Source organism: Streptomyces sp. LBL, from assembly GCF_029893585.1.
In the GTDB taxonomy this organism is placed as follows: Bacteria; Actinomycetota; Actinomycetes; order Streptomycetales; family Streptomycetaceae; genus Streptomyces.
Window position 1 is genome coordinate 159348 of the sequence record NZ_JARXYX010000006.1, and the last position, 15105, is coordinate 174452.

The following is a 15105-nucleotide window of genomic DNA, read 5'->3' on the forward strand; positions in this document are numbered from 1 at the left end:
GTGTGCAATGGATCTCGTGCGCGCACTGGAAGAACCACTGAAGCAACCACTGAAGTCAGTGCTCGGCCCCGCCACCGCGAAGGTGATGGCCGAGCATCTCGGCCTGCACACCGTCGGAGACCTCCTGCACCACTATCCCCGCAGGTACGAGGAGCGCGGCCAGCTCACCCACCTCGCCGACCTCCCCATGGACGAGCACGTCACCGTGGTCGCCCAGGTCGCCGACGCCCGCCTGCACAGCTTCGCCTCCTCCAAGGCCCCCCGGGGCAAGGGGCAGCGCCTGGAAGTCACGATCACGGACGGCAGCGGCCGCCTCCAACTCGTCTTCTTCGGCAGCGGCGTTCACAAGCCGCACAAGGAACTCCTCCCGGGTACCCGCGCGATGTTCGCGGGCAAAGTCTCCCTCTTCAACCGCCGCCTCCAACTCGCCCACCCGGCGTACGAGTTGCTCAAAGGTGACGCCGAGGAGACGGTGGAGACCTGGGCCGGCGCCCTCATCCCGATCTACCCCGCCACCGCCAAACTGGAGTCCTGGAAGATCGGCAAGGCGGTCCAGACGGTGCTGCCCAACGCCCAGGAAGCCGTCGACCCCCTCCCGGGTTCCCTTCGTGACGGCCGCGGCCTGGTCCCCCTCCCAGAGGCCCTCCTGAAGATCCACCGCCCGCACACCAAGGCGGACATCGACGACGCCCGCTCCCGCCTGAAGTGGGACGAGGCCTTCGTCCTCCAGGTCGCGCTCGCCCGCCGCCGCCACGCCGACGCCCAGCTCCCGGCGGTCCCCCGCGCAGCCAAGCCGGACGGTCTCCTGACGGCCTTCGACGACCGCCTCCCCTTCACCCTCACCGACGGCCAGCAGAAGGTCACCCGGGAGATCTTCGACGACCTGGCGACGGACCATCCGATGCACCGGTTGCTCCAGGGCGAAGTGGGCTCAGGAAAGACGCTGGTGGCCCTCCGCGCCATGCTCACCGTGGTCGACGCCGGCGGGCAGGCCGCCATGCTCGCGCCCACCGAGGTGCTGGCCCAGCAGCATCACCGGTCGGTGGTCGAGATGATGGGGAAGCTGGCCGAGGGCGGGATGCTGGGTGGGGCCGAGCAGGCCACCAAGGTGGTGCTGCTGACCGGGTCGATGGGGACGGCCGCGCGCCGTCAGGCGATGCTGGACCTCGCCACCGGGGAGGCCGGGATGGTGATCGGCACGCACGCGTTGATCGAGGACAAGGTGCAGTTCCACGATCTGGGGCTGGTCGTGGTGGACGAGCAGCACCGGTTCGGCGTCGAACAGCGGGACGCCCTGCGCGGCAAGGGCAAGCAGCCGCCGCACCTGCTCGTCATGACCGCCACGCCCATTCCGCGCACGGTCGCCATGACCGTCTTCGGCGATCTGGAGACCTCCGTCCTCGACCAGCTCCCGGCCGGTCGCTCCCCGATCGCCAGCCATGTCGTTCCGGCCGCCGACAAGCCCCACTTCCTGGCCAGGGCCTGGGAGCGGGTTCGTGAGGAGGTCGAGAACGGCCACCAGGCGTACGTCGTATGCCCTCGTATCGGGGACGAGGAGGACGACCCGAAGAAGAGCAGGAAGTCCGCCGAGGACGAAGCCGAGAAGCGTCCGCCGCTCGCTGTCGTCGAGGTGGCCGACCAGCTCGCCAAGGGGCCCCTCCAAGGCCTGAAGGTCGAGGTCCTGCACGGCCGTATGCACCCCGACGACAAGGACGCGGTCATGCGCCGCTTCGCCGCCGGCGAGACCGACGTCCTGGTCGCCACCACGGTCATCGAGGTCGGCGTCAACGTTCCCAACGCCACCGCGATGGTGATCATGGATGCCGACCGCTTCGGCGTCTCCCAGCTGCACCAGCTGCGCGGCCGGGTGGGCCGTGGCTCCGCCGCCGGCCTGTGCCTCCTGGTCACCGAGATGCCCGAGGCGAGCCCGGCCCGCCAGCGCCTGAACGCTGTGGCCGCCACCCTCGACGGCTTCGAACTCTCCCGTATCGACCTCGAACAGCGCCGCGAGGGCGATGTCCTCGGCCAGGCCCAGTCCGGCGCCCGCACGAGCCTGCGGATGCTCGCCGTCATCGAGGACGAGGAGATCATCGCGGAGGCGAGGGAGGAGGCGGCAGCCGTCGTGGCGGCCGATCCGGACCTGGAGCGGCTGCCGGGTCTGCGCACGGCCCTGGACGCGCTGCTGGACGAGGAGAGGGAGCAATACCTGGAAAAGGGGTGAAGCATGCCCACCCCAGGGGCGCGGGGAACCGCGCGACCAGCCACACTGAACCTACAGACGCCCACAACCGAGGACCACAGATGACCCGCGTGATCGCCGGGGCAGCCGGCGGACGCCGCTTGGCCGTCCCGCAGGGAAACCGCACCCGCCCCACCTCCGACCGCGCACGCGAGGGCCTCTTCTCCACCTGGCAGTCCCTCCTGGGCGGCCCCCCGGACGGCGAGCGGGTCCTCGACCTGTACGCGGGCTCGGGCGCCGTCGGCCTGGAGGCCCTCTCCCGGGGCGCCGGTCACGCCCTGCTCGTGGAGGCCGACGCCAAGGCCGTCCGCACGATCCACGAAAACGTGAAGAGCCTGGGTCTGCCCGGCGCCGAGGTCAGGGCGGGCAAGGCCGAGCAGGTCATCCGGACCGGGACGCCGGCCCAGCCGTACGACCTGGTCTTCCTGGACCCCCCGTACGCCGTGACGGACGACGATCTTCGGGAGATTCTGCTCACACTCCGTACGGAAGGGTGGCTCGTGGCCCACGCTCTCGTCACCGTGGAGCGCAGCACCAGAGGCGGCACCTTCCACTGGCCGGACGGCTTCGAAGCGATCCGGGCCCGTCGCTACGGCGAGGGAACGTTTTGGTACGGTCGCGCCGCCTCTACGTGCGAAGACGCACCATGACCGGACCGGAGAGCGAGGGATCTCAAGTGCGCCGCGCCGTCTGTCCCGGGTCGTTCGACCCGATCACCAACGGACACCTCGACATCATTTCCCGCGCCTCTCGTCTCTACGACGAGGTCTATGTCGCGGTCATGATCAACAAGTCCAAGAGGGGCCTGTTCGAGATCGACGAGCGGATCGACCTGATCCGCGAGGTCACCGCCGAGTACGGCAACGTGATCGTCGAGGCCTTCCACGGCCTCCTCGTCGACTACTGCAAGGAACGCGACATCCCGGCCATCGTCAAGGGTCTGCGCGCGGTCAGCGACTTCGACTACGAGCTGCAGATGGCCCAGATGAACAACGGCCTGTCGGGTGTGGAGACGCTCTTCGTGCCGACCAACCCGACGTACAGCTTCCTCTCCTCCTCACTCGTCAAGGAGGTCGCGACCTGGGGCGGAGACGTCTCCCACCTGGTGCCGCCCACGGTCCTCGAGGCCCTCAACGAGCGCCTGCGCAAGGACTGATGGGGCTAAAGTCGTCCCGTCCGTCTCCAACCCGGCTGTAGAGAGTGGCGAGCACAGGTGGACGTGCAGAAGAAGCTCGACGAGATCGTCTCCACGGTCTCCGGTGCCCGGTCGATGCCCATGTCGGCCTCGTGCGTGGTCAACCGCGCCGACCTGCTCGCGCTGCTCGAAGAGGTGCGTGCGGCCCTGCCCGGCTCCCTGGCGCAGGCCCAGGAGCTGATCGGTGACCGTGAGCAGATGGTCGAGCATGCCCGCCAGGAGGCCGAGCGGATCATCGGCCAGGCGCACGCCGAGCGCGGCTCCCTGATCTCCGACACCGAGGTCGCCCGCCGCTCCCAGGCCGAGGCCGACCGCATCCTCGCCGAGGCCCGCCAGGAGGCCGAGGAGATCCGCGCGGAGGCCGACGACTACGTCGACTCCAAGCTCGCCAACTTCGAGGTCGTCCTCACCAAGACCCTCGGCTCGGTCGGCCGCGGCCGCGAGAAGCTCCTCGGCACCGGTCCGGGCGTCGACGAGCAGGGCTACGAGGACGAGGACGCCCCCGAGCGCAGTCACGACCCGGAGACCCTGCGCCGCACCGCCGACGAGTACGTCGACGTCAAGCTCGGCGCCTTCGAGGCGGTCCTCGCCAAGACCCTGGAGGCCGTGGGCCGCGGCCGTCAGAAGCTGCACGGCCGGATCGCCAGCGACGACCTCGGCGCCCTCGCCGCCGACCATTCCACCGTCCAGCACTCCAGCGACGCCGACTACCTCGCCGACCTGGTCGCCCTCGCCGAGCGGGACGCCCCGGCGGCCCCGGCCGAACAGCCCGTACCGCAGCAGTACGACCAGCAGGACATGCAGCCGGCGTACGGCTACCAGCAGCAGCCCGACCCCTACGGCGGCTACCAGCAGCAGTACGGCGCCCAGCAGGACCAGTACGGCTACCAGCAGGCCGACCCGTATTCCCCCACCCCCGGCTACGCTCCGGCGGGAGGTGCCCCCTTCCAGGGCTACGACGGCGGGCAGCCCGACTACGACCCGGGTCAAGGCCGGCAGCACCAGGGCCAGCAGCACCCGGACCAGCACGACCACCAGGGGAACAACCACCAGGGGTACGCCCCGCAGCAGCCGCAAGCCCTCGACGAGACCAGCCTGTTCGACACCGCCATGATCAGCGCGGAGCAGATGCGGGCGTACGAGCAGGGGCGCGGCAACGGCTGACAGCCGGGTCCCGGTCGGGGGCGGCCACCGGATTGGGCCGTGAGCGAAAGGTCCAGTATCCTGGCTCTTCGGTCGCGTGTACGTCCGCGATCAACGCTGCCCGGGAACACCGAAGGGCAGCGTCACCGAGCTCATCAGATCGAAAGCAGGGATGGCCCTGAACGCCCGCCTCGACCACCGCAACCCCCTCGTGTTCGACACACACGAGCTGGGTCGGCGGCCTGGTGCGCTGCAGCGCCTGACCCGCACGATCGATGCCCCCAAGGATCTCGGGATCCTGGGGGTCGTCGGAGTGCCGGAAGGCGCCCCGCTGAAGCTCACGCTCAGGCTCGAGTCGGTCATGGAAGGGGTGCTTGTCACAGGCACCGCCCGTGCAACGGCCGAGGGGGAGTGCGTAAGGTGTCTGGAGCCGCTTGAGCTGCAGCTCGAAGCGGACTTCCAGGAGATGTTCTCGTACCCTGACGCCGACGACCGGGGCCGCGTAAAAGCGGAGCCGGCCGACGACGCCGAGGGATCCGCAGAAGACGAGGACAGGCTCTTCATCGAGGACGGTCTGTTCGACCTCGAACCCGTGCTGCGTGATGCGGTGGTGCTCGCACTGCCGATGCAGCCGGTGTGCCAGGAAGACTGCCCAGGTCTGTGCGCCCAGTGCGGCGCGCGCCTTGCAGACGACCCGGACCACCACCATGACGCCGTCGACATTCGTTGGGCGGCACTGCAGGGACTCGCCGGTTCACTCGGAGACGGCGAGAAGGACGACATGAGCGGCGACGCGCTTCCATCAGCACGCGTCGACGAGAAGCAGGAGAAGTAGCCGTGGCTGTTCCGAAGCGGAAGATGTCGCGCAGCAACACGCGCCACCGCCGGTCGCAGTGGAAGGCTGCGGTCCCCACCCTGGTTGCGTGTGAGCGCTGCCACGAGCCCAAGCAGCAGCACATCGCGTGCCCCTCTTGCGGCACTTACAACAAGCGCCAGGTCCTCGAGGTCTGAGCGGCTGGTGAGAGGCACTGTGTCCACGCCAAAGAAGAACGGTGTCCGCGCTGGCGCGGGCGACCCGGCGGACAACACGGCCTCGTCCCACACGCTGTTGGAAGGGCGGCTCGGGTACACACTCGAGTCCGCCCTTCTGGTGCGTGCGCTGACCCACCGTTCCTACGCGTACGAGAACGGCGGTCTGCCGACCAACGAGCGTCTGGAGTTCCTCGGGGACTCCGTCCTCGGCCTCGTGGTCACGGACACGCTGTACCGCATCCACCCCGACCTGCCCGAAGGCCAGCTGGCCAAGTTGCGGGCCGCGGTGGTCAACTCGCGTGCGTTGGCGGAGGTCGGCCGCGGGCTCGACCTCGGCTCCTTCATCCGGCTGGGCCGCGGTGAAGAGGGAACGGGCGGCCGGGACAAGGCATCCATCCTCGCCGACACCTTGGAAGCGGTGATCGGCGCGGTCTATCTCGACCAAGGGCTGGACTCGGCGGCGGAGCTGGTGCACCGCCTGTTCGACCCGTTGATCGAGAAGTCCTCGAATCTCGGAGCCGGCCTGGACTGGAAGACCAGTCTCCAGGAGCTCACCGCGACCGAAGGCCTCGGTGTCCCCGAGTACCTGGTCACGGAGACCGGCCCCGATCACGAGAAAACCTTCACTGCTGCCGCCCGCGTCGGAGGCGTCTCGTACGGCACCGGCACCGGCCGCAGCAAGAAGGAGGCGGAGCAGCAGGCCGCGGAATCCGCGTGGCGGTCCATCCGGGCCGCAGCGGACGAGCGCGCCGAGACGGTGGTCGAGAAGGCCCCCGTGGAGGACGACGAAGGTCCGTCGTCCGTCTCCGCCTGACCGAACGAGCACGATCCGAGCGCCCGCCCCCTTGTGTGAGGGCGGGCGCTCGGCTCATACACCGGTTTGTCACGGGGGAGTCCCATGCCCGAGTTGCCCGAGGTCGAGGTCGTCCGCCGCGGTCTGGAGCGGTGGGTCGCCCATCGGACGGTCGCCGAGGCCGAGGTGCTGCACCCGCGTGCGGTACGCCGCCACCTCGCCGGCCCCGACGACTTCGCCCACCGGCTGGGGGGCCACCGCATCGGCACGCCCAGTCGTCGTGGCAAGTACCTGTGGCTGCCCCTTGAGGACACGGGGCAGGCGATCCTGGCCCACCTGGGAATGAGCGGCCAGCTGCTGGTCCAGCCGCACGCGGCGCCCGACGAGAAGCACCTGAGGATCCGGGTGCGGTTCGCGGACGAGGTCGACACCGAACTCCGCTTCGTCGACCAACGCACCTTCGGCGGCCTGTCGTTGCACGACACGAGCCCCGACGGACTGCCCGACGTGATCGCGCACATCGCCCGCGACCCCCTCGACCCGCTCTTCGACGACGAGGCCTTCCACCAGGCCCTGCGACGCAAGCGCAGCACCGTCAAACGGGCCCTGCTGGACCAGTCGTTGATCAGCGGCGTCGGCAACATCTATGCGGACGAGGCCCTTTGGCGCTCCCGCATCCACTACGAGCGTCCGACCGCGAACCTCACGCGCCCCCGCACCGCCGAACTCCTGGGCCACGTCCGGGACGTGATGACCGAGGCCCTCGCGGTCGGCGGCACCAGCTTCGACAGCCTGTACGTCAACGTCAACGGCGAGTCGGGCTACTTCAGCAGAGATTTGAACGTATATGGGCGCTCTGGCCAGGCATGTAACCGGTGTGGAACGGGGATCAGGAGAGCCCCGTTCATGAACCGCTCCTCCTACTTCTGCCCGAAGTGCCAGCCCGTCACAAAGAGCAGCAGAGAGCGTTTTCCCAGGTGAGACGCGGTTCTACTTCGTTGGCAGCGTAGGTTCGACGTCGCCTGAGTTCAACTCCCATGAGGGAAGAGTGGACGATGCGGAGGTGGCCGGTGGCGATCGGTCATGGGGTTGCTGGAGGAACGGGAGGCCGCTGCCCGGGTGCGGGTCGACAGTCTTCAGGCAGAGGCGGAGCGCATCCTGACTGAACTCGGTGCGGTGGAAGCCGTGTTGGAACGTCGGGTGATCGCTCGGGCAGAGCTGGCCGAGGCCCTGGCCACGGGCGATGATGCCGGAGCCGGTCCCGTGGCTGAGGCGCAGGACCAGGTCCCGGTGACCGAAGAGGTCAAGAGCCCGGTAGCCGGGTCCGACGTTGTCCCTGCCGAGAATCTCGTCCGTGCAGGTCAGGCCGCATGCTGGTACTCGTGGGGGGTGCCGCCGAGGCGGTCGCGTCGTCGTACGTCGAGGTGGGCGACGGCGTCCGGGTCGGTGATCGGAGGTGGCAGGGGGTGCAGCGGGCGGGCGTCTGCGATGCCTTCCGCCTGCTGTCCGGGCACGGATCGCTCGCCCCCAAAGAGGTGCGCAAGCTGGTGGAGTATGCCCTGCACGGCCTGCTCGTCCCGGCTCCCACCACGGTAGTCAAGCCGTAGGGTGCGTCCGGCACCGCCTCCGGGAGCCGCCTCAAACCCTGTGGAGCCGCAGCCTGCCTCGTGACCCCGGATGCGGTTCACCACCTCACGCCGCCCTGCCCGTCAACCCGTCAGCGGCCGCTGTGTCATCGCGCCGCACCGGCAGTCGCACCACCGGCAGCGGAACCACCGACTGGCTCCGATCATTTTGTGCGACAAGGTCGAGAATTCCCGGTATCGTCCCAGCCGTCGGGAATGATCAGCTCGTTGGGCGTCCTGCACGTCCAGTCCGAGTAGGTGATTCGAGGGAGTGGATATGGCGGAGCGGCAGTCCGGCACCGTGAAGTGGTTCGACGACGAGAAGGGGTTCGGCTTCATCACCCCCGAGGCCGGTCCGGACCTCTTCGTGCACTTCAGAGCGATCGGGGGGAACGGTTTCAAGAGTCTCAAGGAAGGTCAGAAGGTGTCCTTCATCGCGGTGCAGGGCCAGAAGGGTATGCAGGCGGACGAGGTCATCCCGGAGGCCTGAGCCCCTGATCAGGGAAGCGTCTGCTGGAGGGACGGAGCTGAGTCGGTGGCCGGCCCGCGCGGCGGCAGACGATGCTGCCGCGGGGGTCAAACGTTGCGGGTAGAACCAACTGGTCGTCAAACGCTCCTGGCAAACGGCCAAGTTCTCCTGTCCGAGGTCAGCCACGCCCAGGGCAGCCGGTAGCCCTCACGGTCGTCGGGACCGGCTCACCGGACAGGGCGCCGGGCTCCCGCGTCATCAGGGAAGCCGAGATGGACCGGCTCGTCGGAGCGGTGAACGCGGTGACGAGGCCCAGAGACGTCCTGCTGACCGTGGTCGGAGTGTCCGGAGCGGGCAAGACCACCCTGGTGAAGGCGGTCGCGTCCCGCTTGGGCAAGATCCGTTTGAAGACGGACCCCAGCTCCCCGGCGCCTGGGCGTGTCGGCGGCTATGCGGTGTCGCTTGTCGTGGGGGTGGTGTCCCATTGCGCGTGCAGGCCGGAGACGAAGGTGGTGAATTCGCCGACCATGTCGAAGCCGCCGGGGTCGAGCAGCCATTGCTGCTGGAGTCCGTCGAGGACGGCGACGGTCAGGTGGACGAGGGAGGCGACGGGTGCGGCGGGGTGAATCTCGCCGCGGTCCTGGCCGTCCCGAATGGCGTCGGTCAGCCAACTCCGGGTGCTGGTGTAGTGGTCGCGTAGCCAGGCATGGGCGGGATGGCCGGGCTCGGTGGCCTCGGCGGAGAGCTGTACGAACAGCCCGACGAGTTCGGGCCGGTTGGAGTTGCGCGCCACCAGGCCGGTGAGGGCGTCGAAGGCCGCCCAGCCGAGCGGCGCGCGGTCGTCGGGACCCGACAGGAACTGGCTGTCCTCGGTTTCACGGTGTTCCAGCACCGCCGCGAGGAGGGCGGCTTTGTTGGGGAAGTGGTGCAGCAGCCCGGACTGGGACAGCTCGGACTTCTCGGCGACCAGGGCGATGCTGGTTCCGCGGTAGCCCGCGGTGGAGAAGAGCTCGACGGCGGCCCGGACCGCCTTGGCACGGGATTCGGCACCTGCCGCCTCCACCCTGGACCTCGCACGAGGGGTGCGGTAGCGGGGTGGGAAAGACATGTGCGGTGCTCCTCAATGCCAGGCGGTCCGGATCCGGTCAGCGGGGTTCGTGCATGGCCAGGGTAGTTCGGATGTCGCCGAGACCTCGCGCGATCACTACTTCGCTGCCCTCCAGGGGCCGCCAGGTCTGCGCGCCAGTGTCCCAACTCCGCTGGGTGCGGGCGTCGCAGGTGACCTCGATGGTGGCCGTCTCACCCGGGAGGACCCTCGCCCCCGCCCAGCCGATGAGCCGGATCGGCTCGGCCGGGTCGGCGGGTCGCAGGTACACCTGCACGACCTCCCGGGAGGCATGGGAACCGATGTTGGTGACCTGCGCCCGCACACTCCGCACGGTGCCGCCCTGGACGTCCAGGGCGGCGTGTTCGTAACGCCAGGCGCCGTAGCCGAGCCCGTGGCCGAACCAGAACAGTGGCCGGGGACCCTGATCCGCGGCCCACCCGCGGTAGCCGAAAGCGGGGCCTTCGGCGTAGGCGAGTGCGCCGTGGGTGGGGGTGGTGCCCCAGACTGGTCCGTCGCCGTCCCGGGCCGGGAAGGTGGTGACCAGCCGACCGGCCGGTTCGATCTCGCCGAGCAGAGCGGCAGCGACCGCGTCACCGGCTTCCTGGCCCGGCAGTCCGGCCCACAGCACCGCGTCGACCCGGTCGAGCCAGGGCATGAGTACCGGGGTCGCCGCGTTGATCACGACCACGGTGCGCTTCGCCGCCGCGGCGACCGAAACGACCATGGCGTCCTGCTCGCCGGGCAGCGCGAGTGTCGTCTTGTCGAGTCCTTCGGTTTCCTGTTCGTCGGTCAGACCGACGACCACGACCGCCAGATCGGCGCCCGCGGCGGCGCGCGCCGCCGCGCCGATCGCCGCGGCCGGCGAGGGCGAGGCCGGGCGGGCGATCAGGCCGCATCGGCTGTGTTCCGTCAGCCGGGGGCGGGTGGCCGTGAGGAGTGCACCGGGTTCGAGGTCGAGGTTCGTGGTCCAGGACGGTGGGTTGAGGACGCCTGCCGAGAACGCGGCGGCACCGTCCTGGGAGACGGTGTACCGCTCGGCGCCGATTCGTACGGTCCATTCGCCCAGGCCGGTCACGCCGACCTGCATGCGGGCCGGCGCGTCCATGCCGATGCGGGCCGTCAGTTCGATGGTGTCCGCGCTGTCGAGCCAACTGCCGCGACCGGTGACGAGTTCGGTCACTTCGACGTGCCGGGAGTCCACCACCTCACCGAAGGCGTCGCGGGCGGTGACCCGCATGCCGGGCCGTCCGGTCTCCGGGTCGCGCAGCAGATCGGGGACCGGCACCGGGCGGTGCCGGACCTCCACTCCGTCGATCACGGACACCCGGCCCGGGCCGAGCGCGGCGGTCAGTCCGTCGGCGACGGGCACCACGTGGGGCGGGCGCAGCTTTGCCGAGCCGCCGCCCTGGGCGATGGTCTCGATGGCATGGCGCCCGATCACGACCACGCTTGAGACGTCGGGTGAGAGAGGCAGCGCGGCGTCGCGGTTGGTCAGCACCGCCATGCCGCCCGCGGCGAGCCGCCGCAACTGTTCCCGGCGGACGGGGCTGTCGGGTGCCGGCAGCACGCGAGACGAGTCGGCGCAGGGGGCCGGGAGTTGGCCCACCCTGGCCGCGAGTCGCAGAAGTCGCCGGAGGTGCTCGTCGACGGAGCTCTCCTCGACCTCGCCGGCGCGTACGGCGGCCACCAGGTGGTGTTCCCAGGGGCCACCGGGGCCGGGCATCACCAGATCCAGGCCCCCGTTGGCGCTGGCCGCAGTCGACCGGGTGGCGTACCAGTCGGACATCACCACGCCATCGAAGCCCCACTCGCCCTTGAGGACGCCGTCGATGAGTTCGGCGTGCTCGGTGGAGGCCGTCCCGTTGACCCCGTTGTAGGCGGCCATGATCGACCATGCTCGGGCGTCGGTCACCACCATCTCGAACGGCAGCAGATAGACCTCGCGCAGCGTCCGCTCGTCGATGACCGCGTCGACCGTGGTCCGGTCGGTTTCGGACTCGTTGGCCAGGAAGTGCTTCGGAGTGGCGGCGACACCGTGCCGCTGGAGCCCGCGGACGACACCACTTGCCAGCGCACCGGTCAGCAGAGGGTCTTCGCTGAAGGTCTCGAAGAGCCGCCCGCCCAGGGGAGTGCGATGCAGATTGATCGTCGGGCCGAGCACAATGTGCGTGTCATGGTCGGCCGCCTCTTCCGCCAACAGTTCCCCGACCTGCTCGGCCACGTCCGCGTCCCAGTGCTGGGCCAGTACGGTGGCGTTGGGCAGCAGGCAGGACCTGCGGCCGCCGGTGAACTCCGGGCCCCGCACGCCGGTGGGGCCGTCCGACAGCCGCACCTCACCCAGGTCGATCGCGGGCTCGGCGTGCAGCGCGAACATCGCCGCTCCGGTCAGCAGGCGCACCTTCTGCTCGAGGTCGAGCACTTCGATCGCCTTCTCGATCCGGCCCGCCGGGTGGTCGAGTTCGTCAACGGTCATGATGTCCTTCTCAGTTCGACCGGGTCGGGGGCTCAACGGACCTTCTTCACCGGGACGATGACCAGCGCACCCGCCACAGACACCACGGCCGCGGTCCCGAGCAACAACCCGTAGCTGTGACTGCCGCCCAGTCCGACCAGCACCGCGCCCAGGGCCGGTGCGATCGACTGCGGGGCGGCGTTGGCGATGTTGAACACCCCGAGGTCCTTCGCCGCGTTGTCGGGGTCGGGCAGTACATCGATCACCAGCGCCAGGTCCACGCCCATGTAGATGCCGTACCCAAGTCCGAGAACGATTTCGGCCACATAGAACATCCCGACAGTGTCGGCCTGGCTCAGCAGGATCAGGCCGAGCCCGAAGATCAGCGTCGCCGTGAACACGAACACCTTGCGGCGCTGCAGCCGGTCGGAGAGCAGCCCGGTGCTCTGCGCGGCGATGACCAGAGTGATCGTGTAGACAAGAACGCCGGTGGCCATCACCGCCGTCGCCCGGCCGAGCGACAACGAGAACTGGTGCTGCAGGTAGAGCAGCCGGAACGTGGTGAACAGGTACGACGCCGTGACCAGGAGGAACCGCGACGCCCAGACCAGGGCGAAGTCCGGGTACTTGCGGGGATTCACCCAGAACGTCTGCAGCAGCGTTCTGAGCCCGCCCCCGCTCGGCGGGCGCTGCAGCAGCGGACGGTCCGGCAGGACCACCGCGAACAGCAGCATCAGTCCCACCGCCACCAGACCGGGGACCAGGAACAGCACCAGCAGGTCCCCGCTGAAGTACTTGCCGGCGTAGGCGGCACCCAGAATCGCGCAGTTCTGCACCACGCCCAGCAGCCCGGCGACCTTCCCGCGCTGGAAAGTGGGCACCTGATCCGCCACCGTCGCCACGTGGGCGGCCAGCGCCGCATTCGCCGACGCCTGTCCGAAGAACCACGCCACCACGAGCACCGCCAGACTCTGCGTTGTCGCGATGACCAGGAGGCACAGCGCCAGGCCGAGGGCGCCCGCCACCAGCCACGGCCGACGCCGCCCGAACCGGCCGGTCGTGCGGTCGCTGATCCGTCCGAAGACCGGATTCGCGACGAACGCCGCCACCGCGCCCACGGTGGCCACCAGCCCCAGCGCCGCCACCTCATGCCCCGGCGCCACGTCCTGCACCTTGATCGCCAAGCCGACGAACACCGGAGCCGCCAGGGCGAGGAACAGCCCCAGCTGAGCCAAGGCCATGGTCGTCACCAGACATGTGCCCGCCGGGCGTACCGGAGGGCTCGTCATCTTCGAGACGTCCGCCTCGACCCCTGATCCCACCACAGCCATAACAGCCTCCTCGTTGCGATCCGATCGCCGTCAGGCGCCTTGGTCGACATAGTGGCCGAGAACCGACCATGCGTACAGACCGAGTACACGGTCTGTATGTGGAATCGTTATATAAAGGTTTCGGAATGCACACCAATACGCCATTTGTGCTAGTTAAGGGCTTTACCAGGTCGTGATGCGCAGCAGCATTCGCGTCCGCGTCGGCCTCGTGCGGTGGTCTCCCGGTACGGGCCCGCGGGAGCCGCCCGCACCGTGGGGGCAGACTCTTTCACCAGCCCCGGCGGGCAGGGCCTGGCGTCCGTACCGGCCTGGGCGTAGAGGGTCTGACAGTGCACCGGGGTTCACCCCGGTGATGAGGCGAATCCTGTACCTGCGACGCGGAGTGTCGCGGGGTCGTTCCGGCGGAGCCGGACCGCGCGTCAGGGTGACGGTTCGCTCTGGTGTTCCCGGTGGCGGCGCTTGTTCGGCCTGCCTAGTGTGCTGGTCATGCAGCTCCGGTACTCATTTCGCGTGTACCCGGATGCCGGCCAGCGGAGGGCGTTGGCGAGGGCGTTCGGGTGCGCCCGTGTCGTGTTCAACGACGCGGTGCGTGCCCGTGAGGAGGCCAGAGCGGCCGAGCAGCCCTTCCCCACAGCCGCAGAGCTGTCGAAGAGGCTGATTACCGAGGCGAAGCAGACGGTGGAGCGGTCCTGGCTGGGCGAGGTGTCCGCAGTGGTGCTCCAGCAGTCCCTGCGCGACGCCGAGAGCGCGTACCGCAACTTCTTCGCCTCCCTCAAGGGCGCCCGCAAGGGCCCGAAAGTGGGCGCACCCCGGTTCAAGTCCCGCAAGGACACGCGGCAGTCGATCCGGTTCACCGCCAATGCCCGCTGGTCCATCACCGACAGTGGCCGGCTGAACCTGCCGAAGATTGGGGCGGTGAAGGTGAAGTGGTCTCGCACGCTGCCCACCACGCCCTCTTCCGTCACCGTCATCAAGGACGCGGCCGGCAGGTTCTTCGCCTCCTTCGTCATCGACACCGACCCCAATGCCGACGCGACCCGGATGCCCGACACCGACCTCACCATCGGCATCGACCTCGGCCTGACCCACTTCGCGGTCCTGTCCGACGGCACGAAGATCGACTCCCCGCGCTTCCTGCGGCGCGCGGAGAAGAAGCTGAAGAAGGCCCAGCAGGAGCTGTCCCGTAAACAGAAAGGTTCGAAGAACCGCGAGAAGGCCCGGCTGAAGGTCGCTCGCGCCCACGCCAAGGTCACCGACGCGCGCCGCGAGTTCCACCACCAGCTTTCCACCCAGCTGATCTGCGAGAACCAAGGGATCGCCGTGGAGGACCTGTCGGTGGCGGGACTGGCACGCACCAGGCTGGCCAAGTCCGTGCACGACGCCGGATGGTCCTCGTTCCTCGGCATGCTCCAGTACAAGGCGGCCCGGTACGGGCGCACCCTGGTGAAGATCGGCCGGTTCGAGCCGACCTCCCAGACCTGTTCCACCTGCGGAGTCAAGGACGGACCCAAACCCCTCAACGTCCGGGAATGGACCTGTACCGCCTGGCACCGTCCACGACCGGGACCACAACGCCGCGATCAACGTCAAACGGGCCGCCGGACTGGCGGTATCAGCCTGCGGAGCGCCGGTAAGACCAGGAGTAATCCCGGCACAGCGCGAAGAAACAGGAAGCCCCGGATTCCCGGCCGAACCACGTGCCGCGTAGCGGCACAGCA

At 69.2% G+C, this 15105-nt stretch carries 13 protein-coding genes and 1 pseudogene; 11 read left to right on the forward strand and 3 right to left on the reverse strand.

All coding sequences use genetic code 11. The features are described 5' to 3' along the window. Window positions 1-7 precede the first annotated feature (7 nt). The 10 genes from recG to M2271_RS09455 all read left to right on the forward strand — a co-directional run bounded on the left by recG (window position 8) and on the right by M2271_RS09455 (window position 8517). On the forward strand, window positions 8-2221 hold the full coding sequence (gene recG, locus M2271_RS09410; RefSeq protein WP_280886654.1) for an ATP-dependent DNA helicase RecG: 2214 nt from the start codon (window positions 8-10) through the stop codon (window positions 2219-2221). A gap of 80 nt (window positions 2222-2301) precedes the next feature. Then, on the forward strand, window positions 2302-2889 hold the full coding sequence (gene rsmD, locus M2271_RS09415) for a 16S rRNA (guanine(966)-N(2))-methyltransferase RsmD (protein WP_280886655.1): 588 nt from the start codon (window positions 2302-2304) through the stop codon (window positions 2887-2889). A gap of 26 nt (window positions 2890-2915) precedes the next feature. After that, a complete protein-coding gene (gene coaD / locus M2271_RS09420; protein WP_280886782.1) occupies window positions 2916-3395 on the forward strand; it encodes a pantetheine-phosphate adenylyltransferase in 480 nt (159 codons plus the stop codon). A gap of 57 nt (window positions 3396-3452) precedes the next feature. Then, window positions 3453-4598, forward strand: coding sequence for a cell division initiation protein (locus M2271_RS09425; RefSeq protein ID WP_280886656.1), 1146 nt, complete (start codon window positions 3453-3455; stop codon window positions 4596-4598). Window positions 4599-4749: 151 nt separating this feature from the next. Continuing rightward, window positions 4750-5412, forward strand: coding sequence for a DUF177 domain-containing protein (locus tag M2271_RS09430; protein ID WP_280886783.1), 663 nt, complete (start codon window positions 4750-4752; stop codon window positions 5410-5412). Between the two features lie 2 nt (window positions 5413-5414). Then, a complete protein-coding gene (rpmF, locus tag M2271_RS09435) occupies window positions 5415-5588 on the forward strand; it encodes a 50S ribosomal protein L32 (RefSeq protein WP_003951102.1) in 174 nt (57 codons plus the stop codon). 19 nt (window positions 5589-5607) lie between these two features. Next, a complete protein-coding gene (gene rnc / locus M2271_RS09440) occupies window positions 5608-6423 on the forward strand; it encodes a ribonuclease III (protein ID WP_280886657.1) in 816 nt (271 codons plus the stop codon). An 84-nt stretch (window positions 6424-6507) separates the two neighbouring features. After that, window positions 6508-7383 carry a bifunctional DNA-formamidopyrimidine glycosylase/DNA-(apurinic or apyrimidinic site) lyase gene (gene mutM / locus M2271_RS09445; RefSeq protein WP_280886658.1) on the forward strand — a complete coding sequence of 292 codons (876 nt, stop codon included), beginning with the start codon at window positions 6508-6510 and terminating at the stop codon, window positions 7381-7383. A gap of 389 nt (window positions 7384-7772) precedes the next feature. After that, window positions 7773-8009 carry a hypothetical protein gene (locus tag M2271_RS09450; protein WP_280886659.1) on the forward strand — a complete coding sequence of 79 codons (237 nt, stop codon included), beginning with the start codon at window positions 7773-7775 and terminating at the stop codon, window positions 8007-8009. A 295-nt stretch (window positions 8010-8304) separates the two neighbouring features. After that, window positions 8305-8517: a cold-shock protein gene (locus M2271_RS09455; protein WP_280886660.1), complete on the forward strand. Its 213-nt coding sequence runs from the start codon at window positions 8305-8307 to the stop codon at window positions 8515-8517. Window positions 8518-8944: 427 nt separating this feature from the next. Here M2271_RS09455 and M2271_RS09460 read toward each other — a convergent pair whose 3' ends face one another. From M2271_RS09460 to M2271_RS09470, 3 genes are read right to left on the reverse strand one after another with little or no spacing between them, the layout of a single operon-like run. After that, window positions 8945-9604, reverse strand: a complete 660-nt coding sequence (locus M2271_RS09460; RefSeq protein ID WP_280886661.1) for a TetR/AcrR family transcriptional regulator — start codon at window positions 9602-9604, stop codon at window positions 8945-8947. 37 nt (window positions 9605-9641) lie between these two features. Then, a complete protein-coding gene (locus tag M2271_RS09465; RefSeq protein WP_280886662.1) occupies window positions 9642-12077 on the reverse strand; it encodes a glycoside hydrolase family 3 C-terminal domain-containing protein in 2436 nt (811 codons plus the stop codon). Between the two features lie 32 nt (window positions 12078-12109). Next, on the reverse strand, window positions 12110-13387 hold the full coding sequence (locus tag M2271_RS09470) for an MFS transporter (RefSeq protein ID WP_280886663.1): 1278 nt from the start codon (window positions 13385-13387) through the stop codon (window positions 12110-12112). A gap of 486 nt (window positions 13388-13873) precedes the next feature. Between M2271_RS09470 and M2271_RS09475 the strand changes: the two are divergent. Further along, window positions 13874-15095 (forward strand): annotated as a pseudogene (locus tag M2271_RS09475) (RNA-guided endonuclease TnpB family protein). Window positions 15096-15105 lie beyond the last annotated feature (10 nt).